Source organism: Roseovarius aestuariivivens, from assembly GCF_004761875.1.
GTDB classification, from domain to species: Bacteria; Pseudomonadota; Alphaproteobacteria; order Rhodobacterales; family Rhodobacteraceae; genus Roseovarius; species Roseovarius aestuariivivens.
The window spans coordinates 98,422-116,693 of sequence record NZ_SJEY01000007.1 but is presented as its reverse complement, the minus strand read 5'-3'; the positions used below and the strand labels follow the sequence as shown (position 1 = coordinate 116,693).

18 protein-coding genes, 1 other RNA gene and 1 pseudogene are annotated in these 18,272 nt (G+C 60.8%); 14 read left to right on the top strand and 6 right to left on the bottom strand.

Going from position 1 to position 18,272, the window contains the following annotated elements; translation table 11 throughout:
* Nucleotides 1-6: 6 nt before the first annotated feature.
* Nucleotides 7-103: signal recognition particle sRNA small type (ffs, locus tag EZV60_RS12575), an RNA gene on the bottom strand.
* A gap of 95 nt (nt 104-198) precedes the next feature.
* Nucleotides 199-2,127 (bottom strand): bifunctional 2',3'-cyclic-nucleotide 2'-phosphodiesterase/3'-nucleotidase, encoded by a 1,929-nt coding sequence (locus EZV60_RS12570; RefSeq protein ID WP_135505943.1) that lies wholly within the window; start codon nt 2,125-2,127, stop codon nt 199-201.
* A 239-nt stretch (nt 2,128-2,366) separates the two neighbouring features.
* Here EZV60_RS12570 and nudC point away from each other — a divergent pair, with 239 nt between their 5' ends.
* The 3 genes from nudC (at nt 2,367) to EZV60_RS12555 (ending at nt 5,010) form a co-directional block, all read left to right on the top strand.
* The gene (nudC, locus tag EZV60_RS12565; RefSeq protein ID WP_135505942.1) at nt 2,367-3,338 is read left to right on the top strand and encodes an NAD(+) diphosphatase; all 972 of its coding nucleotides are present in this window, start codon (nt 2,367-2,369) and stop codon (nt 3,336-3,338) included.
* Between the two features lie 52 nt (nt 3,339-3,390).
* A complete protein-coding gene (locus EZV60_RS12560; protein WP_135505941.1) occupies nt 3,391-3,858 on the top strand; it encodes an SRPBCC family protein in 468 nt (155 codons plus the stop codon).
* 108 nt (nt 3,859-3,966) lie between these two features.
* Nucleotides 3,967-5,010 (top strand): hypothetical protein, encoded by a 1,044-nt coding sequence (locus EZV60_RS12555; protein WP_135505940.1) that lies wholly within the window; start codon nt 3,967-3,969, stop codon nt 5,008-5,010.
* A gap of 13 nt (nt 5,011-5,023) precedes the next feature.
* Here EZV60_RS12555 and EZV60_RS12550 read toward each other — a convergent pair whose 3' ends face one another.
* Complete coding sequence (locus tag EZV60_RS12550) at nt 5,024-5,857, bottom strand: prephenate dehydratase (protein WP_135505939.1); 834 nt, start codon at nt 5,855-5,857, stop codon at nt 5,024-5,026.
* A gap of 120 nt (nt 5,858-5,977) precedes the next feature.
* Between EZV60_RS12550 and EZV60_RS19570 the strand changes: the two are divergent.
* From EZV60_RS19570 to EZV60_RS12525, 6 genes and pseudogenes are all read left to right on the top strand, one after another.
* A pseudogene (locus tag EZV60_RS19570) lies at nt 5,978-6,481 on the top strand (c-type cytochrome); the annotation flags it as partial.
* Nucleotides 6,482-6,484: 3 nt separating this feature from the next.
* Nucleotides 6,485-7,039: a c-type cytochrome gene (locus EZV60_RS19565; RefSeq protein ID WP_425353571.1), complete on the top strand. Its 555-nt coding sequence runs from the start codon at nt 6,485-6,487 to the stop codon at nt 7,037-7,039.
* Between the two features lie 164 nt (nt 7,040-7,203).
* The gene (locus EZV60_RS12540; protein ID WP_135505937.1) at nt 7,204-9,153 is read left to right on the top strand and encodes an extracellular solute-binding protein; all 1,950 of its coding nucleotides are present in this window, start codon (nt 7,204-7,206) and stop codon (nt 9,151-9,153) included.
* A gap of 9 nt (nt 9,154-9,162) precedes the next feature.
* A complete protein-coding gene (locus EZV60_RS12535) occupies nt 9,163-10,248 on the top strand; it encodes a microcin C ABC transporter permease YejB (RefSeq protein ID WP_135505936.1) in 1,086 nt (361 codons plus the stop codon).
* 4 nt (nt 10,249-10,252) lie between these two features.
* Complete coding sequence (locus EZV60_RS12530) at nt 10,253-11,359, top strand: ABC transporter permease (RefSeq protein WP_135505935.1); 1,107 nt, start codon at nt 10,253-10,255, stop codon at nt 11,357-11,359.
* Complete coding sequence (locus EZV60_RS12525) at nt 11,356-12,945, top strand: ABC transporter ATP-binding protein (protein WP_135505934.1); 1,590 nt, start codon at nt 11,356-11,358, stop codon at nt 12,943-12,945. The genes EZV60_RS12530 and EZV60_RS12525 overlap by 4 nt, the downstream gene beginning before the upstream one ends.
* A gap of 93 nt (nt 12,946-13,038) precedes the next feature.
* Here the strand turns inward: EZV60_RS12525 and EZV60_RS12520 are convergent, their stop codons facing one another.
* Nucleotides 13,039-13,266 (bottom strand): DUF1150 family protein, encoded by a 228-nt coding sequence (locus tag EZV60_RS12520; protein ID WP_135505933.1) that lies wholly within the window; start codon nt 13,264-13,266, stop codon nt 13,039-13,041.
* 5 nt (nt 13,267-13,271) lie between these two features.
* A complete protein-coding gene (locus tag EZV60_RS12515) occupies nt 13,272-13,685 on the bottom strand; it encodes an Hsp20 family protein (protein ID WP_135505932.1) in 414 nt (137 codons plus the stop codon).
* 167 nt (nt 13,686-13,852) lie between these two features.
* Between EZV60_RS12515 and EZV60_RS12510 the strand changes: the two genes are divergently transcribed.
* The 5 genes from EZV60_RS12510 to EZV60_RS12490 all read left to right on the top strand — a co-directional run bounded on the left by EZV60_RS12510 (nt 13,853) and on the right by EZV60_RS12490 (nt 17,793).
* Nucleotides 13,853-14,077: a YdcH family protein gene (locus EZV60_RS12510; protein ID WP_135505931.1), complete on the top strand. Its 225-nt coding sequence runs from the start codon at nt 13,853-13,855 to the stop codon at nt 14,075-14,077.
* Between the two features lie 48 nt (nt 14,078-14,125).
* On the top strand, nt 14,126-14,614 hold the full coding sequence (purE, locus tag EZV60_RS12505) for a 5-(carboxyamino)imidazole ribonucleotide mutase (RefSeq protein ID WP_135505930.1): 489 nt from the start codon (nt 14,126-14,128) through the stop codon (nt 14,612-14,614).
* Complete coding sequence (locus EZV60_RS12500; RefSeq protein ID WP_135505929.1) at nt 14,607-15,677, top strand: 5-(carboxyamino)imidazole ribonucleotide synthase; 1,071 nt, start codon at nt 14,607-14,609, stop codon at nt 15,675-15,677. The genes purE and EZV60_RS12500 overlap by 8 nt, the downstream gene beginning before the upstream one ends.
* A 61-nt stretch (nt 15,678-15,738) precedes the next feature.
* On the top strand, nt 15,739-16,941 hold the full coding sequence (locus tag EZV60_RS12495; protein ID WP_167853524.1) for an MFS transporter: 1,203 nt from the start codon (nt 15,739-15,741) through the stop codon (nt 16,939-16,941).
* Entirely contained in the window at nt 16,942-17,793 is an 852-nt protein-coding gene (locus EZV60_RS12490) for a DMT family transporter (RefSeq protein ID WP_135505927.1), read from the top strand.
* Here EZV60_RS12490 and EZV60_RS12485 read toward each other — a convergent pair.
* Nucleotides 17,790-18,230 (bottom strand): NUDIX domain-containing protein, encoded by a 441-nt coding sequence (locus EZV60_RS12485; RefSeq protein WP_135505926.1) that lies wholly within the window; start codon nt 18,228-18,230, stop codon nt 17,790-17,792. The two genes, EZV60_RS12490 and EZV60_RS12485, sit on opposite strands and share 4 nt — an antisense overlap.
* Nucleotides 18,231-18,272 lie beyond the last annotated feature (42 nt).

Sequence of the window (18,272 nt, the reverse complement as noted above, 5' to 3'; positions counted from 1 at the left end):
TTCAAAGGTGAGAGGCTGGACAACGACCCAAGCGGGGCTCGTTACGGCTGCTTCCTTCCGGACCTGACCGGGTTGGCGAGGTGCTTGCCCGCACCAACCTCTCAATTCAATATTTAGGCTTTGGAGCACGGATTCGCAAGGGGCTGCCGGGCGCATTGCCGCTGCCGACCAGCATGTACTGAACCGATCCATACCACGTCAAAACGTCAGGCGAAGGACCAGAAACCCGTTTTCATCCATGCCAAGGTCCTCTGCCCCGAGTTTTTCCAGCTCTGCTGGGTGGTCCCGCAGACCCGGCCCGGTTTTAAGAATGGCGGAGGTGTCTGGCAGGGCGCAAAACGTCCAGGGTGGCGTGCTGCGCAGGGTTGCGGAAAGGCCGTTGGTCTCCAAATCAGTTGCAAGAATGGTCCGAACCAGCCTGCGGCTTCGATAGAGAAGCTGCGCTTCGGACGCCGCCGGCACGGGTCCGCCGCCAAAGGCGCGAAAGCTGTTCAGCGCCAAAGCAAAGTTTGCTTCGGGATCCACTGGCTTTCCGTCAAAGCACAGATCGCGGATGCGCCGGGCGCTTTGATCAACGCATGTGCCATCGGCGTCGAAACGCGCGGGAGAACTCAGATCGATGCGGTAGGTCAAGCCGAAGACGCTGTCGAAACTGTGGCCGGGAAAGGTGTCGTTCCATAGCGGCTGATCTTTTTCGCCCAGTTCCAGGCGCGCAAAAGCACTGGCCGCCCGTTCCAGCCGGTCCTCGATCTCGTGCCCGGTGACCTGCAAGCCGATCAACGTGTTGGGAAAGGGATAGAACTCTGCGATGGATTTCAGGCTCAGAGGGCCGGCGGGAATGTCGGTGAAGTAGTCCGGCCCACCAAGACCGCCGGTCATAAAAGGGGCGCTTGCTGCGAGTACCGGCAGATCCTCATTCTCGGTCCCGCGCAAAGCGTCGCGCAGCCTGCGCGCCATGCCGGTCAGGACCACCCGCTGGAGAAGGTCGCACCGGGCCAGCGCGAGGTAGCTGTGCAAGGGGCGCGGGGTGTGGGTCAGAATCCGGCTGGCAAGTCGTGTGAACTGCGCGCGAGCGGGATGCAACTGTCGAAGGATGGCGGGATCGGCGGGCGCGGCGGGGCTATCTCTATCCGGTTTGACCGGGCGCGTTTGGCTATGGTGGGCCAACACGGTGCGCGAACCGTCCCGTGCTTCGTCAAGGCAGAGGTCCATCACGCCGAGATGAGAGCCGCGAAATCCGGCCATGACGGCGGGGATGCCGCGCAATGCTCCGGCTGCGTGATCAACGCCGGAGGCGGCATCGTCCGGAGGTCGTTTCGAATGCGGAAAAACCTCGTGGCTGTGGCCGGCGACGATGGCGTCGATCCCGTCGACGGCGGTCAGATCCAGAGCGGCGTTCTCGGCCTCGGGGTCGTTTTTGCCCGTGCCGATTCCGGTATGCGCAAGGACGATAACGACCTCGGCTCCGGCCGCGCGCAATAGGGGAACCTGCAGGCGCGCGGCATCGACGATGGGCTGGCTGGCGATCCGACCTTTCAGGTGATTGTGATCCCACGTGGAGACCTGCGGGGGCAAAAGTCCGAGCAGGCCCACCCGGATTTCCTGGGGGGCGCCGGTACTATCGATTGCCGGCACGCGCAACACCTTGAAGGGCGGCAACAAGGGTGTGCCAGCCGCGCACCCCGCAACGGCCTCGCCAAGGATGGCATTTGCACAGATGACAGGAAAGCGGGCCTGCGTCAGGGTCGATTGGAGGATTTCAAGCCCGAAATTGAACTCATGATTGCCGAGCGTGGCGGCATCGTAACCCAGCGCGTTCATTGCGGCGATGATCGGATTTGGACCCGTCCATCCGCTATCCGGCTGGGCGGCCAAGTCGCTCAGGGCGGTTCCCTGGAGGAAATCACCGTTGTCGCACAGAAGCGTGTTCGCGGCCTCGTCTCGTGCCATTCTCACGAGCGTGGCCACCCGCGCGAGGCCGAAATCGAGTTGCGTCCGACACGCATCCAGCGCTGTCGGCAGAACATTTCCGTGCAGATCCGTGGTGCATAAGACGCGCAGCCATACATGCCGACCGGACGCAGGACGCGTCGAAAGCGGGTGAGGCCATTCGAACTTCGGTGTCACGCTGGCTCCGTTCGTTTGCGATGCGCCGCCGACGCGAGCCGGCCTTGTCGCCGGATGAGATCATGTTTTCAGGAAACCGAGCGCAGGGCAATCGCCTTCTGGTTGAAAAACAATTTTTAATAATCATTTGCCTGTTCTTTCCGACGGGTTCTCCGGCGCAATGTCGGTCTCCAACTGCGGTGCCTGCCCTTGTCCCTTCGCACGCTTCGTGGCAAGGCTCGCCGCCAAGGGGAAACGACATGGATCATGCAGAGACGGTAACTTTCGGGGGCTCCGGTCTTGACCGCGCGGCCGAACTGCGTGGAGATCCGGAGGAAATTGTCACCCGGATCTCAGAGGGGCGCGCCGAAACGGTGGTTCTGTGGCAAGGAAAGCCGCTGGTTACCGGAGCAGCACGCGACAGCCTTGTGCGACTCGCACCGGATCATCCGGTCGTAATTGAGGCCGGTGGAGCGCCGCTTTTGCTGGGACGCGGGGAAGCCGGCAAGATAATCCTAGCGGTCGAGCTTGAGGCATGGTCGCCTCCCGATCTTGATCAGACACAACTCAACGCGTTTTCGGATCCTACCGAACAATGGTATCCGGGCTTGCCCGAGGATTATGTCTTTGCAGAGCTTCGTCGCATCATGACGCGGCTGAGCCCACGCGATGCGGAACTTGCCGCGACGGCCCGCGCGCTTTTTACCTGGCACAGCACGCATGGGTATTGTTCGCGCTGCGGAGAGAAAAGCGAGATTGTGCAGGCCGGCTGGCAAAGCCGTTGCCCGGCTTGCGGGGGCAATCACTTTCCGCGGACAGATCCGGTGGTGATCATGCTCATCACCCGTGCCAACAAGGTACTTCTGGGCCGCAGTCCGGGCTGGCCTGACGGCATGTACTCGTTACTGGCGGGCTTTGTGGAGCCCGGCGAAACAATCGAGGCGGCGGTGCGCCGCGAAGTTTGGGAAGAGGCCGGTATCAAGGTGGGACAGGTGGGCTATCTTGCCAGCCAACCGTGGGCTTTCCCCGCGTCGCTCATGTTGGGTTGTCACGGCGTGGCGCTGAGCGAGGAGATTACCATCGATCCCGCCGAGATCGAACACGCGGCGTGGTTTTCACGAGATGAGATCATGCAGGCGTTCGCCGGCCAGCACCCGTTACTCAATCCCGCCCGAAAGGGTGCCATCGCGCAATTTCTCTTGCGTAACTGGCTTGCGGATACACTTGATTAACCTACAATCGCAGGATGCTGCGGCAAACGGCGGCACACTCAGGGGCAAGCAGATGAAGTTCACCGCAAGAGAGGATATCGAAGCGCCGATCGACGTCGTTTTCGGGCATGTCAGCGATTTCGCGACCCTTGAACGTTCTGCCCTGCGCAGGGGGGCCGAAGTCCAGCGTATCGACGATCTTGCAGAGACGGGTCCTGGCATGATGTGGGATACTGCGTTCATGCTGCGCGGCAAACGCCGCGAGATGAAGGTGGAACTGACCGAGTTCGATCCGCCAAACGGCATGATCATGCTGTCGCGCTCGGCGAATATTTCCGGTCGCATGGTTCTTGATCTCGTCGCGTTGTCGCGGGCGCGCACACGGCTTAACCTCGATATTGAGATCGAGCCCAAGACGCTGGCCGCGCGTCTGATGGTGCAGTCGTTAAAGCTCGCGCAGGGCAATCTGAACAAACGGTTGAGGATGAGAGTCGCCGAATTCGGCCGCGATCTTGAAGAGCGTAGCAAAACAGTCGGCTGACGGGGCAATCTTTCGTTCTTCGGTCACGGCCGCCGTTCCTAAATTCAGGATTTCGTGCTACCCTGTGGTTGTTTCGTCGTGAATTGACCAACAACTGATTGCGCTGGCATGTCCGACTCCCGACTTCAGTCCGCCCGTGCGGCCCGGGCCGCACGCCGCCGCGCCGCCAAAGGTGCCTCTGGGGCCTATGCACCGTCGTCCAAGGGTAGACGCTATCGGGATATCATCATCACGACGATGATCACGCTATTGGTGACGGGTCTGTTTGGCGATTTCGTCATCAAGCGGAACATACAGGCCTACACCGCCGAAAGTGCGGCGTTCGCCGCTGCCCCTGCTGAGGCCGATCAGGCTTTTGCGAACGCACGCGCGACCTATAACGAACGGCTCAAGGATCGTCGCCGCGCGTCCCAGCAGATCATCAAGTATATTAAGGACAACAATATCTCGACCTTCGCGGCGGCTTACCCGGATTACGCGCGTACTGTCGAGGCGTGGAATGAAAATCTGAGCCTGATGGCGGATACGATCCTCAAGACGACCGGGTGTGATGAGGTTTTTCGCGAGGCCGACGCCGAGACCCGAGCTGCGGCTTTCGCGCCGGTTTTTGCCTTTCACACCGGGCTGGCCGGGCACGCGCCCTTCCTGACCAGATTTCCCGACACGCCGGAAAAGGCGCGGGTGGAATTTCTAGGCCAAAGCCGGTTTTGTCCGACGTTTTTCCTGACGCTGAATGGCCCGTTTTCGGTGCACCGCCAGTTTCGCGAGATACACAAAAACATCTACAACTATCTCGAACATGGCCATTCGGAGTGCCGGTTGCGCCACATCCGCAATCTGCCGGACTATCACCGTGCTTGCGCCGCGAAGGTCTCGTTCGAACCGGTGGCGGCCTGCATGCAACGCTTCGACCGTCAAGTGGCCAGCGGCTCGTTTTGCCCGGACACAGGCTTCGACCTCGAGGACTACAAGGTACGCGACATCAGCTTTAACACGCTCGATTTCTGGTGGGGCCTCGGCGACGGTTTCTTCCGTAGTTTCCGAGAGAGCTACCTTTTACGTGAATGCCGGGCGCGACAGGGCTTCTGGGGGCGGCTTATGGCGTGGGACTGCGATATGGCGGTGCGCGATTACCTCGACAGACGCGGCTGAAAAACGCGCAAGATCAATGCCGGCGCGGATCGGCGGGATAGACGCCAAGGATTTCCAGCTTCGAGGTGAAATACTCCAACTCGTCCAGCGCGCGCTTGACCGGCGGATCCTCCGGATGCCCCTCGATATCGGCATAGAATTGCGTCGCCGTGAAAGACCCGCCGACCATGTAACTCTCTAGCTTAGTCATGTTTACGCCGTTGGTGGCGAACCCGCCCATCGCCTTGTAGAGCGCGGCCGGAATGTTTCGGACCTGGAACACGAATGTTGTCATCATCCCTTCGTCGCCCCGCCGGCTGCGGTCCGGCTCGCGCGACATGACAAGGAAACGGGTGGTATTGTTACGCTCGTCCTCGATATGGCGGGCAAGCACATCCAGGCCGTAGATTTCGCCGGCGAGTTCAGACGCTAGCGCGCCGAGCTTCGGATCGCCCATCTGAGCCACTTCGCGCGCTGACCCGGCCGTGTCTGCACCGGTGACACGATGGATGCCATGCCGCGTCAGGAATTCGCGGCACTGGCCCAAGAGCATCGTGTGACTCATCGCGCGCTCGATCTGCTCCAGCGGGACGCCGGGCAGGGCCAGAAGATTGATATGCACCCGGACGAAGGCCTCGGCAACGATATGCAGGTCCGAGGACGGCAGCAGGTGATGGATATCGGCCACTCGCCCGAAGGTCGAGTTTTCAACCGGCAACATCGCCAGTTCGGCTTCACCCGCACGTACGGTCTCGATCGCGTCCTCGAAGGTGCGGCAGGCCATTGGCGTCATGTCTGGGTAGGTATCTCGGCAGGCCTGGTGTGAATAGGCGCCCGGCTCGCCCTGGAAGGCGATGCGCTTGGTCATTTCAGTATCCGTCATGCAACTTATGCCCCAAGTCGGGCGTTTGGTCGCGGAAACTACACCTTGCACCCTACAAGGGGAAGCGGATAGATACCCGCCGAGAGATTCAGAGGAAACGGGCCAATGTTCGACACGATGACCTTCACCAAGATCATGGGCGGCTTTTGCGGCGCGCTCCTGGTTTTCCTTCTGGGCAAATGGGCGGCGGAGGAGATCTACGCCATGGGCGGCCATGGGGACGATCACGGTCCGGCATATGTCATCGACACCGGAGATGATGATGCAGCCGCCGAGGAAGAGGAAGAGGTCGTGACGCTGGCCTCGCTTTACGGCGATGCCGATCCGGAGGCCGGTGCCCGCGTTTTCAACAAGTGCAGCGCCTGTCACAAAGTGGAAGACGGTGCAAACGGTGTTGGGCCGCATCTCTACGGCGTCGTGGGCCGCGACATCGGTTCGGTTGACGGCTACGGCGCCTATTCCGGCGCCCTGAGCGAAGTCGCCGATGTCTGGACCGCAGAAAATCTTTACGCGTTCCTCGAAAACCCGCAGGGCTGGGCGCCGGGTACGTCCATGGGATATTCGGGTCTGAAGAAGCCGGAAGACCGCGCCAATGTGATTGCGTATCTCGACATGACTGATGGCGACATGACAGAGATCGCAGCACCGGCGGCGGAAGAACCCGTCGCGGATGCCGCGGCATCGGAGGACGCTACGTCGGAAGAGCCCGCTTCGGAAGAGGCTGCAGCCGAAGAGACCGCACCTGCCGAAGAGGAAATGGCCGCTGCCGAGGACACGGGCGCTGAGGCAGAAGAAGAGCCTGCGGCCGAAGCAGAGCCTGCTGCGGACGAGGCATCAGGCTTTGCCGCGATGGTTGCGGCAGCCGATCCTGCTGACGGTGAAAAGGTTTACCGCCAATGCGCCGCCTGTCACGTGGTCGACGACACGGTGAATCGGGTCGGCCCGCATCTGAATGGTGTTGTCGGACGCGATATCGGATCGGTTGACGGCTTCAACTACTCTGACGCGCTCGCAAGCCATGGAGGTGTTTGGGATGTTGACGCGCTTAACGCGTGGCTGGAGAACTCCAACGACTACATCCCCGGCAACAAGATGAGCTACCGTGGCCTGCGTGACGAGGCAGACCGTGCAGCTGTGATCCGCTATATGCAGTCCGTCGCAGAGTAATCCTGAGCTCAGCTAATTGAAAACCGCCGTTTCCGGAAGGAGTCGGCGGTTTTTTCATGCCTAGACCGACGTGGACCTTTCGCCGCTTGAATCCCCTCGCGCCCCTCCATAGCTTGCCAAGCAGATATTCGGACCCACATCAGGACACGAAAGAGGAGACATCCATGACCCGACCCCAGAGCCGGGCCAAGGCCCGGACGTTTGAGGCCCGACCAGCCCGTATCCTGATCGCCGCCCTGACCGGTTTGTCCATCGCGGTCTTGGTTGCAACGACTGCACCAGCAACTGAGACCGAAGGCAGCGATGGCATGATCCGTAGCCACGGGTATTCCTATTTCGGAGAACTCACCTATCCCGAAGACTACGCGCATTTCGATTACGTGAACCCCGATGCGCCGAAGGGCGGCACAATCTCGATCGCTCAATCAGGCACCTTCGATTCGATGAATCCGTACACCCGCCAGGGTCGCCGCGCGGCGCTGTCATGGATGATGTATGAAAGCCTGCTCGGCGACAGCCCGACCGCCTCGGCCGCCCCTGCGGATGTTCTAGGCGAGCAATACGGTCTTCTGGCTCATACGGTCGAATATCCCGAGGACAAGGCCTGGGTGATTTTCCACATGCGGCCCGAGGCGCGGTTTTCCGACGGCACGCCGGTGACTGCTCATGACGTGGCCTTCTCACACAATCTACTGCTCGACCAAGGTCTGCAAAGCTACGCCGAAGCGGTGCGCAAGCGTATCCCGAAAGTCGAAGTTCTGGACGACCACACCATCAAGTTCTATTTCGCCGAAGGCATTTCCCGCCGTAGCTTGATCGATCAGGTAGGCGGTGTGCCGGTCTGGTCCCAAAAATGGTTCGAGGAGACCGGTGCCCGCATCGATGAGCCGCGTCTGGAGACTTCGCCAGGCTCGGGGCCGTATGTGGTCGACGAGATAGAGGTGAACCGCCGCGTCGTCTATAAGCGCAATCCGGACTATTGGGGTTGGGATCTGCCCTTCAACAAGGGCCGGCACAATTTCGATGAGATCCGGATTGAATATTTCGCCGACGATACCGCTGGGTTTGAAGCATTCAAGGCCGGAGAGGTAACCTACCGCACCGAAAGCGACGCCAAGAAATGGGCCTCTGCCTATGACTTCCCCGCCGTTAACAATGGGTACGTGAAACTGGAGGAAATCCCGGACGGCACGCCGCCTGCCATGCAGGGGATCGTTTTCAACCTCGGCAGTGAGCCTCTTAAGGACAAACGCGTGCGAGAGGCCATTGCGCTTATGTTCAATTTCGAGTGGACCAACAAATCGCTTCTTTACGGTCTTTTCGATCAGCAGCCGTCCTTTTCGACCGGTACAAAACTTCAGGCGACGGGCCTGCCCGAGGGTGAAGAACTTGCGTTCCTGCAATCTCTCGGTGACGTCGTTCCCGAAGAGATCTACACGTCCGAGCCATGGACCCCTCATGAAAGCGATCCTGACCGTTTGACGACGCGCAAGAATCTGCGTGCGGCGCTACGCCTTATGGCGGAAGCCGGCTATGAGGTCGGGGACAACGGCATGATGCGCGACGCGAGCGGCGAGGTGCTGCGCCTCGACTTTTTGTTGAACGCATCTGGGTCGCCAACGGATAAGGCGATTGCCGAAAACTTCGTGCGTAATCTGCAACAACTTGGGATCGACGCTCGGCTGGAGGCGGTTGACGCCTCGCAATACACCAAGCGTGAGCGCGATCGCGATTACGACCTCGTCTTCGATGGCTATCCCGCGATCCTCGGGACCGGCACAGGCCTTTTGCAAAGGCTCGGCTCCGAGGCTGCGGCGTTCAGCCTTTTCAATCCCGCCGGCCTCGCAAGCCCTATGGTCGACGCGATTATCGAGGCCTCGCTTCTCACGGAAAGCCAGGAAGACGAAGACATGACCATGCGCGCCCTTGACCGGGCGCTGCGCTATGAGTTCTTCGTCATTCCAGATGGCTATGCCCCTGATCACTGGGCCGCATATTGGGATATGTACGGCAGGCCCGAGGACATCCCGCCCTTCGCGCTCGGTGTCCTGGATTTCTGGTGGTACGACGCGGACAAAGCTGAGGCGCTCAAGGCCGCAGGCGCGTTGCGGTAACACGACCCCATGGGCGCCTATATCCTCCGACGCTTGCTGCTCGTGATCCCGACGCTGATCGGGATCATGATCATCAATTTCGCGCTGGTGCAGTTCTTGCCAGGCGGTCCGGTGGAACAGGCGATTGCCGAGATCCAGGGTCAGGGAGACGTCTTTGGCGGCTTCGCAGGTGGGCAGAACGACAGCGCTTTGGGCGGTGGTGAGGAAAGCGAAGGATACCTTGGGTCCCGCGGATTGCCGCCCGAATTCATCGCCGAATTGGAGGCGCAGTACGGTTTGGACAAGCCGCCGCTGGAACGCTTTTTCACCATGCTCTGGAACTACGCGCGCTTCGATTTCGGTGAAAGCTATTTCCGCAAGATCACGGTGGTTGATCTTGTGCTTGAAAAGATGCCTGTCAGTATTTCGCTGGGGCTTTGGACCCTTCTGTTGTCCTACCTGATTTCGATTCCTCTGGGGATCCGCAAGGCTGTGCGCGACGGCACGCGCTTTGACACCTGGACCAGTGGGATCATCATCGCGGCCTATGCCATTCCCGGCTTTCTTTTCGCGATCATGCTGCTCGTGCTTTTCGCGGGCGGATCTTACTACCAGATTTTTCCTCTACGCGGTCTGACTTCGGACGGATGGGAGGACTTCACGCTATTGGGAAAGATCGCAGACTACCTCTGGCATATCGTTTTGCCGGTCACGGCGCTTTCGATTTCGGGCTTTGCGACGCTGACATTGCTGACCAAGAATTCCTTTCTCGACGAGATCAAGAAGCAATACGTGATTACCGCCCGGGCCAAGGGATTGGGAGAGCGCAGGGTGCTCTACGGCCATGTCTTCCGCAACGCGATGTTGATCGTCGTGGCCGGGTTTCCGGGGGCATTCATTGCGGTGTTCTTCACCGGCAGCCTCCTCATCGAGACGATCTTTTCGCTCGATGGATTGGGCCGGCTTTTCTTCGAGGCGGCGGTGGGTCGGGATTACCCCGTGATGTTCGCCACGCTTTACCTCACCACGCTGATCGGGCTGGTGGTGCAGCTCATCAGTGATCTGATGTACGTTGCCATCGACCCGCGCATCGACTTCGAACGGCGGGCAGGGTAGGCAGATGCGGCTTTCCCCCCTTAATCAGCGCCGCTGGCGTAACTTCAAGCGCAACCGACGCGCGTGGTGGTCGCTTATTATTTTCTTGATCCTGTTTCTGATCTGCCTGCCTGCCGAGTTCATCGCTAATGACAAGCCGCTTCTGGTCAGCTATCGGGGCGAGCTTTATACGCCAGTAGTCAAATTCTACCCCGAAACGGCTTTTGGCGGCGATTTCCGGACAGAGGCGCCCTATGGTGACCCCGAGGTGGAATGCCTGATCGTCTCGGGCGGGCTCGAAGATTGCTTCGACGATCCCGAAGGCATCATCGAAGACGCGCAGGACGGTGTCGTGAAGGGCGAGTCGATCGAGAAGGGCTGGACCCTCTGGCCGATCATTCCCTACAGCTATGACACGCCCGTGGACCGCCCGGGCGCGGCACCCCTGCCACCCAACGAACAAAACTGGCTCGGCACCGATGGCACCAAGCGCGATGTGATGGCGCGCGTGATCTATGGTTTCCGTTTGTCGGTTCTGTTCGCCTTGATCGTGACCCTGCTCAGTTCGGTCATCGGCGTCGCGGCAGGGGCGGTGCAAGGCTATTTTGGTGGACGGACCGATCTTTTCTTTCAACGCTTCATTGAGGTCTGGGCAGGCACACCGCAGCTTTACGTGATCATCATCCTGTTCGCGATCCTGCCACGAAGTTTCTGGCTTCTTGTCGGCATCACCGTCGCCTTCGGCTGGATGGGCCTGGTGGGCGTGGTGCGCGCCGAATTCCTGCGAGCGCGAAATTTCGAGTATGTTCGCGCGGCCAAGTCGCTCGGGGTCAGCAATATTACGATCATGTACCGGCACATGCTGCCCAACGCGATGGTCGCCACGCTGACTTTCATGCCCTTCATCATCACAAGCACAATCAGCCTTCTTGCAACGCTCGATTTCCTCGGCTTCGGCTTGCCCGCCTCCGCACCCTCTCTTGGGGAACTGACCCTTCAGGCCAAGCAGAATCTGCAGGCGCCCTGGCTGGCCTTCACGGCGTTCTTCACCTTCGCCATTATGCTGTCGCTTCTCGTCTTCATCTTCGAGGGGGTTCGTGATGCGTTCGACCCCAGAAAGACCTTTCAATGAGCCTACTCGAGGTCAAAAACCTGCGGGTGGCTTTCCGCCAGGACGGGGTTGAGAAAGAGGCGGTCCGGGGCGTCTCCTTTTCCGTCGACCGGGGTGAAACCGTGGCCATCGTCGGCGAAAGCGGCTCGGGGAAATCCGTCACCGCACTATCCACCGTCTCTCTGCTAGGCGAGGGCGCGCGTGTGCAGGGCAGTGTGACCTATGACGGCAAGGAAATGATCGGTGCCTCGGAACAGCGCCTGCGAGAGGTGCGTGGCAACGACATCTCTTTCATCTTCCAGGAACCGATGACCTCGCTCAATCCTTTGCACACGCTGGAAAAGCAACTGCGAGAGTCGATTGAGCTGCATCAGGGCTTGCGCGGGCCGGCCGTGCGCGAGCACATCCTCGACCTCATGCACCGGGTCGGGATCCGCGACCCCGAAAGTCGGCTTGGCGCCTATCCCCACCAGCTTTCGGGTGGCCAGCGCCAGCGCGTCATGATCGCGATGGCACTTTCGAACAAGCCAGATATCCTAATTGCAGACGAGCCCACAACGGCGCTGGACGTCACGATCCAGGCGCAGATCCTGCAGCTTTTGGCGGATCTCAAGCGAGACGAGGACATGGGCCTTCTTTTCATCACGCATGATTTGGGGATCGTGGAAAAGATCGCCGACCGTGTGTGTGTGATGAAGGACGGTGAGATCGTCGAGACAGGGCCCACGGCGGAGATCTTTTCCAAACCGGCGCACGCCTACACGCGCAAGCTTCTGGGCGCATCTCCGACCGGATCACCGCAGCCCCTGGAAAAGTCGGCGCCGCGACTTGTCGAGGCCGAGCATCTCAAGGTTTGGTTTCCGATCCAGAAAGGTCTGCTCAAGCGCACCGTGGGTCACGTCAAGGCTGTCAACGACGCCAGCTTTACCCTCCATGCCGGCGAAACCCTGGGCATCGTCGGGGAAAGCGGGTCCGGCAAGACGACCCTGGCGCTCGCGTTGATGCGGCTTATTCAGTCCGAGGGCCGGATGTTCTTTGAAGGTGAGAACATGCGCGGCTGGTCGACCGGAACGCTGCGCCGCCGCCGCGCAGATATCCAGATTGTCTTTCAGGATCCCTATGGCAGCCTAAGCCCCCGAATGACCTGCGAGCAGATCATCGCCGAAGGTCTGGGCGTGCACGGCAACACGAGCGGGCGCAGCGCGCGCGACCTTGTGGCCGAGGTCATGCAGGAGGTCGAACTACCTCCCGAAACGATGGATCGCTATCCGCACGAATTTTCCGGCGGGCAGCGGCAACGGATCGCCATCGCCCGGGCCATGATCCTGCGTCCCAAGCTTGTTGTCTTGGACGAACCGACAAGCGCGCTGGACATGACAGTGCAAGTCCAGATCGTCGACCTTTTGCGCCGCTTGCAGGTGAAATACGGTCTCGCCTACCTGTTTATTTCCCACGATCTGAACGTGGTGCGGGCCATGAGCCATCAGGTAATGGTGATGAAGGAAGGCGATATCGTCGAGATGGGCCGTGCCGAAGATATTTTCGAGCGCCCGCAGACGCCCTACGCCAGAACGCTTTTGCAGGCTGCCTTAGATTTCGCAGTGTGATCGGCCTGTCTTGTCCTAGAGTATTTCTGGACAGTTTGAGGGGCGACGCCCCTCAATTCCGTTCTGCGCGTGCGGCTTAGGTCAGACTAATGATCAGTGGACAGTCACCGGCGTCATGTCGTTTTGGCGCGCCAGAAGGAAGGCCAGCTTGCGGTCCTTGACCAACGCCAGGCGCTCGCCCTCGGCGGTATGGACCGCGTAAAGCGTCTCCAGCCCGCCCACCTGTTCACGAACGTCTTCGGGCAGATCCTCTGCTTTGACGGCGCGCACATATACGATCGGGCGATCCATTTCGGTGTTGAATGAGTACTTGGTTTCCATGTCGCTTACCCCTTATTGATCTTGATCCGCTGCACCACGGTTTCAGGCCGCGCACGGGTCAAGTCTACGTGCAGCAAGCCGTTTTCCATGATCGCCTCGCCTACTTCGACGCCGTCCGCGAGGACGAAACTGCGCTGAAACTGTCGCGCGGCGATGCCACGATGCAGGAACACGCGCCCGTCGCTGTCATCGCGCTGCCGGCCCCGGATCACCAGCTGGCGGTCTTCCAGCGTGATGTCGAGATCGTCTTCGGCAAAGCCTGCAACGGCCAGCGAAATGCGGTAGGAGTGCTCGGAGGTCTGTTCGATGTTGAAGGGCGGATAGCCTTCGTTTCCAGATTTCGCGCTGCGTTCCAGCAGGCGCTCAAGTTGTTCGAACCCCAGCATGTAGGGATGCGACCCCAGGGATATCTTGCTCATGGGCGTGTCCTTGTTACGTCAAAGCGACAGTCCGTTTTCGTGACACCCCCGAAGGCTGCGTCACGAAGGTAACATGGGGGCGCATACCCCGCTGTGCAAGGTCTTTGCGCCCGGCGGCAATGCGGGTATATCTTGTGCTCTCTGATGAAAAAGGGAATCGGATCCGCATGAATATGTTTCGCGATCTGTCCATGGCCTCCGACGAAGTTTTGCGCTACGAATTGGAGGAGTTTCGTCGCCAGCACCGCGATCTTGACGAGGCAATCACAGCGCTTGTCGAAAAGGGCACCGCCGATACACTGACGATCAAGCGTCTCAAGCAACAGAAACTGCGTCTGAAAGACCGCATTTCCTGGATCGAGGACAGGCTCTATCCAGACATTATTGCGTAAGCCCGCGCGTTGCGTATAGTGCGCCTTCCGTGAAGAGAAGGGCGCGATATGGGCAAGGTTGAGGTCGGCATCATCATGGGCAGTCAGTCCGATTGGCCGACGATGCGCAAGGCTGCGAATATCCTCGAAGAACTCGGCATTCCTTACGAGACCCGTATCGTGTCGGCTCACCGCACGCCTGACAGGCTTTGGGAGTACGGACGCGAGGCGGCGGGACGTGGATTGAAGGCGATCATCGCCGGCGCGGGCGGGGCCGCGCATCTGCCCGGCATGATGGCCTCAAAGACCCGTGTACCAGTGATCGGCGTGCCGGTGCTGACAAAGGCCCTCTCTGGCGTCGACAGCCTGTATTCCATCGTACAGATGCCCAAGGGATTTCCCGTCGCTACCATGGCCATCGGCGAGGCGGGCGCCGCTAATGCCGGGCTGATGGCGGCCGCGATCCTTGCGACGCAGGACGCCGAACTGGCGGAGCGGCTCGACCGATGGCGTGCGGAACTTGCCGCCTCGATCCCTCAGGAGCCCGGCGATGAGTGAGCCTTTACAGCAGGGATCTGTGATCGGGATCCTTGGCGGCGGTCAGCTGGGCCGCATGCTCTCGGTCGCGGCAAGTCGTTTGGGCTTCAAGACCTGCATTTTCGAGCCTGGCGCTGATTGCCCGGCAAGTCACGTGGCGAATTTTCATCTGAAAGCCGAATACACAGACGAGGATTCTTTGCGCAAATTCGCAGGCGCCGTTGACGTGGTGACTTATGAGTTCGAGAACATTCCGACCTCCGCGCTCGACCTGCTGGAAGGCGAGGTGCCGATCCGCCCGGGCCGTGAGGCGCTTCGGATCAGTCAGGACCGCCTGACCGAAAAAACCTTTCTGCGCGACCTCGGGCTCGCGACCGCGCCCTTTGCCGCCGTCGACGATCTCGACGCGCTAAGCGCCGCGATCCACAAGATCGGCCTGCCTGCAATCCTCAAGACGCGGCGTTTCGGCTATGACGGCAAGGGACAGACGCGGATAACCGAGGCGTCGCAGGCCAAAGCCGCAATGGACGATATGTCGGGCGCTCCCGCGATTCTCGAAGGATTTGTGGATTTTACACACGAAGTGTCTGTCATCGGGGCACGCGGCGCGGACGGCGCGGTGGCCTGTTTCGATCCCGGCGAAAACGTGCATCGCGACGGTATCTTGCGCACGACCACGGTGCCTGCGCGCTTGAATGCGACCCAGCGAGCCGACGCGGTGCTGCTCACGGGTCAGATTCTCAACGCACTCGATTACATCGGCGTTCTGGGGGTCGAACTTTTCGTGACGTCCGGCGGGCTTATCGTGAACGAGATTGCACCGCGCGTGCACAATTCCGGCCACTGGACGCAGCAGGGCTGTGCCGTGGACCAGTTCGAACAGCACATCCGCGCGGTGGCGGGCTGGCCGCTTGGCGATGGGTCGCGTCATACCGATGTGACTATGGAAAACCTGATCGGACGGGATATGGATCAGGTGCCCCGGATTGCCGAAGAGCCGGGAGCGAGCCTGCATCTTTATGGCAAGGCCGAGGTTAAGGCCGGACGCAAGATGGGACATGTGAACCGCGTGAAAGCGCCGTAACGCGTGGATGCACCGCCTGACCGCGCAGCATTGCGGACAGGATGTTTGGAAAGGACCGCAGATGCAGCGTTGGGCGATTCTGCTGGCTTTGACGCTGGCGCGCATCTCAATGGGGGTGCAGTTCCAGTCCATCGCGGCTCTGGCGCCGCAGATCAGTACGGCCACCGGGTTCAGTCTTGCGGCCATTGGGGCGTTGATGGGTGCGTATCTGCTGCCGGGCGCGGTTGCGGCACTTTTCGGCGGGTGGGCCGGTCAGAAAATCGGCGATATCCGGACCGCGCAGGCGGGTCTTGTTCTGATGGTGATCGGCGGCATGGCCGGGGCGCTTTTGCCCGGGTTCGACGTACAACTTGTCGCGCGATCTCTGGCCGGGCTCGGCGCGGTTGCGCTTAATGTGATGCTCAGCAAGATGGCGGGAGATTGGTTCCAGGGCCGGTCGGACTTGCCGCTTGCCATGGGGCTTCTGGTGTCCAGTTGGCCGGCGGGTCTGGCTTTGGCTATGCTGCTGCTTCCCATCCTGGCTCAGGATCTGTCCCTTCAGACCTTGCGACTGTTGCCAGCCGCGCTTTGCGCGGTATCCCTTGTCCTGCTGACAATTGTTTGGCGTGCGCCCAGTGCCGTGACACCGGCAGGCGGCGCTGGCCGTCTTGGCGCTGCCCGCTTGTCTCGCTCCGAGGTGCTGCTCGTCGGCATGGCCGGTATTCTTTGGGGGTTTTACAATGTGGCCTTCATTGCCGCGATCAGCTGGAGCGCGGACCGGCTTGCCGCAGGCGGCGCGGAGGCTGTTGAGGCCGCCACCGCAGGAAGCCTTGTCGGCTGGGCGGCGATCATTTCGGTGGCGGGCGGCGGTTGGCTTGCACGGGGGCTCACGCGACCCGATTTGGCGGCGCTCGGTTGTTTCGCGGTCTCAGGACTTGCCTTAAGCTTCTTCGCCCTGGGCGCGGACGGGCTTGTGGGCCATCCCGCCTTTCTCGTGACGCTGGGCTTGTGCCTCGGACCGGCCGCGGCGATGATCATGACCTTGCCTGTCGAAGCTGCGCGACCGGAAGTTCGGGCACTCGCGATGGGGATCTATATGGCGATATACTATGCGCTAATGGGCCTTGCGCCTCCGATCCTGGGTGCGGTGCGCACAGCCACGGAAAGCGCCGCGGCACCGCATTTGTCCGCAGCGGCGATTATGGCCGCATGCATCTGCCTTTGGATCGGGTTCCGCTATGTGCAGCGTCAGGCAAAAATTGGCGCGTCGAACGGACGGTCATGAATGCGGCTTTTCCTCCTCACTAGCCTGACCATGATTGCCTTCGCGGCCAATTCCGTTCTCAATCGTATGGCGTTAGCCGGCGGACATATCGAGGCGGTTCAATTCGGTACGATCCGCCTGGTCGCCGGGGCGGTCATGTTGGCGGCGCTGTGCCTTCTGATGCGAGGAGCGCTCCGGTTCACCGGTACGGGGCAAGCGATCGGCGTTGCCGCATTGGTGACGTATATCTATGGATTTTCGCTGGCCTATGAGGCGCTTGATGCGGGTCTTGGGGCGCTGATCCTGTTCGGTATGGTTCAGATCACCATGTTCGCCAGTGCCGTGCTCGGCCGAGAAATCATTCCTCTGCGCCGATGGATCGGGGCCGGCCTCGCTCTGGCGGGCCTCGCGTGGCTGATGTGGCCAGGGGCAGGTGCACATGTCAGCCTTCTACACGGTGCGCTCATGGCGCTCGCCGGCATTGCTTGGGGCGTCTACTCGCTGGTAGGGCGCGGTGCTGTTGACGCGTTGGGTGCAACGGCGGCGAATTTCGTACTCGCGGTTCCTGTTGGACTTTTTGCCTTCCTGGTGCTGCCCGCCGCGCCCGACGCAGCGCGGGCGACAATGCCGGGTGTCGGACTGGCGACCCTTTCGGGCGCCGTAACGTCGGGACTTGGCTATGCACTTTGGTATCTGGTGCTCCCCCGGCTGCAAGCTTCGGTGGCGGCCGTGGCGCAGCTTACTGTGCCAGTGATCGCGCTGACCGGTGGGGTCGTGTTTCTGGACGAGACGGTGAGCTTGCGCATCGCGCTGGCCTCAGCGCTTGTGCTTGGGGGCGTTGCGCTTTCGGTTCTCTGGAAACGCGGCGCTTAACCCGGAAGGATAACCTCCAGCGGATCATACCCGAACCCTCGTCCGAAGGCGACATGGGACAGGCTGTCGGGTTTGACGCGCAGCTTTGCCATCTCGTCGCGTGTCACGAACCGACGTTGCGTCACCACGTTTTCCGGATCCTGCCAGTCGGTGCTCAGGCGACCCGAGAGAAGCGAGCAGCGAAAGAAGAGATCGACCTGATGATAGCCGCTGTCCGGATCGTGGAACTCGTTGATCAGGCAAGGCGGACCGACCTTGATCTCCAGCCCGGTTTCTTCGTGCACCTCGCGCCGCAAATTGTCGGGCAGCGAGGCGCCCGGCTCTGCCCCGCCGCCGGGCGCGCACCACAGATCGCTGGTGCCGCCGGGAAAGGCATTGACCAGCAAAAGGCGGCTTTCGTGGACAAGAACGGCACGCGTGGCAAGGCGGATCGGCATGTAGGTCCTCTAGCTGGCGATAGGGGCTGTCATAGCGTGGCT

Bases quoted from the DNA above. Each gene is read 5' to 3' on its own strand.
- purE (WP_135505930.1), top strand. From the start codon at position 14,126: ATGGGCAAGGTTGAGGTCGGCATCATCATGGGCAGTCAGTCCGATTGG.
- EZV60_RS12535 (WP_135505936.1), top strand. From the start codon at position 9,163: ATGGGCGCCTATATCCTCCGACGCTTGCTGCTCGTGATCCCGACGCTG.
- EZV60_RS12500 (WP_135505929.1), top strand. From the start codon at position 14,607: ATGAGTGAGCCTTTACAGCAGGGATCTGTGATCGGGATCCTTGGCGGC.
- nudC (WP_135505942.1), top strand. From the start codon at position 2,367: ATGGATCATGCAGAGACGGTAACTTTCGGGGGCTCCGGTCTTGACCGC.
- EZV60_RS12525 (WP_135505934.1), top strand. From the start codon at position 11,356: ATGAGCCTACTCGAGGTCAAAAACCTGCGGGTGGCTTTCCGCCAGGAC.
- EZV60_RS12520 (WP_135505933.1), bottom strand. From the start codon at position 13,266: ATGGAAACCAAGTACTCATTCAACACCGAAATGGATCGCCCGATCGTA.
- EZV60_RS12495 (WP_167853524.1), top strand. From the start codon at position 15,739: ATGCAGCGTTGGGCGATTCTGCTGGCTTTGACGCTGGCGCGCATCTCA.
- EZV60_RS12530 (WP_135505935.1), top strand. From the start codon at position 10,253: ATGCGGCTTTCCCCCCTTAATCAGCGCCGCTGGCGTAACTTCAAGCGC.
- EZV60_RS12485 (WP_135505926.1), bottom strand. From the start codon at position 18,230: ATGCCGATCCGCCTTGCCACGCGTGCCGTTCTTGTCCACGAAAGCCGC.
- EZV60_RS12540 (WP_135505937.1), top strand. From the start codon at position 7,204: ATGACCCGACCCCAGAGCCGGGCCAAGGCCCGGACGTTTGAGGCCCGA.
- EZV60_RS12550 (WP_135505939.1), bottom strand. From the start codon at position 5,857: ATGACCAAGCGCATCGCCTTCCAGGGCGAGCCGGGCGCCTATTCACAC.
- EZV60_RS12490 (WP_135505927.1), top strand. From the start codon at position 16,942: ATGCGGCTTTTCCTCCTCACTAGCCTGACCATGATTGCCTTCGCGGCC.
- EZV60_RS12515 (WP_135505932.1), bottom strand. From the start codon at position 13,685: ATGAGCAAGATATCCCTGGGGTCGCATCCCTACATGCTGGGGTTCGAA.
- EZV60_RS12560 (WP_135505941.1), top strand. From the start codon at position 3,391: ATGAAGTTCACCGCAAGAGAGGATATCGAAGCGCCGATCGACGTCGTT.
- EZV60_RS12555 (WP_135505940.1), top strand. From the start codon at position 3,967: ATGTCCGACTCCCGACTTCAGTCCGCCCGTGCGGCCCGGGCCGCACGC.
- EZV60_RS19565 (WP_425353571.1), top strand. From the start codon at position 6,485: ATGACTGATGGCGACATGACAGAGATCGCAGCACCGGCGGCGGAAGAA.
- EZV60_RS12510 (WP_135505931.1), top strand. From the start codon at position 13,853: ATGAATATGTTTCGCGATCTGTCCATGGCCTCCGACGAAGTTTTGCGC.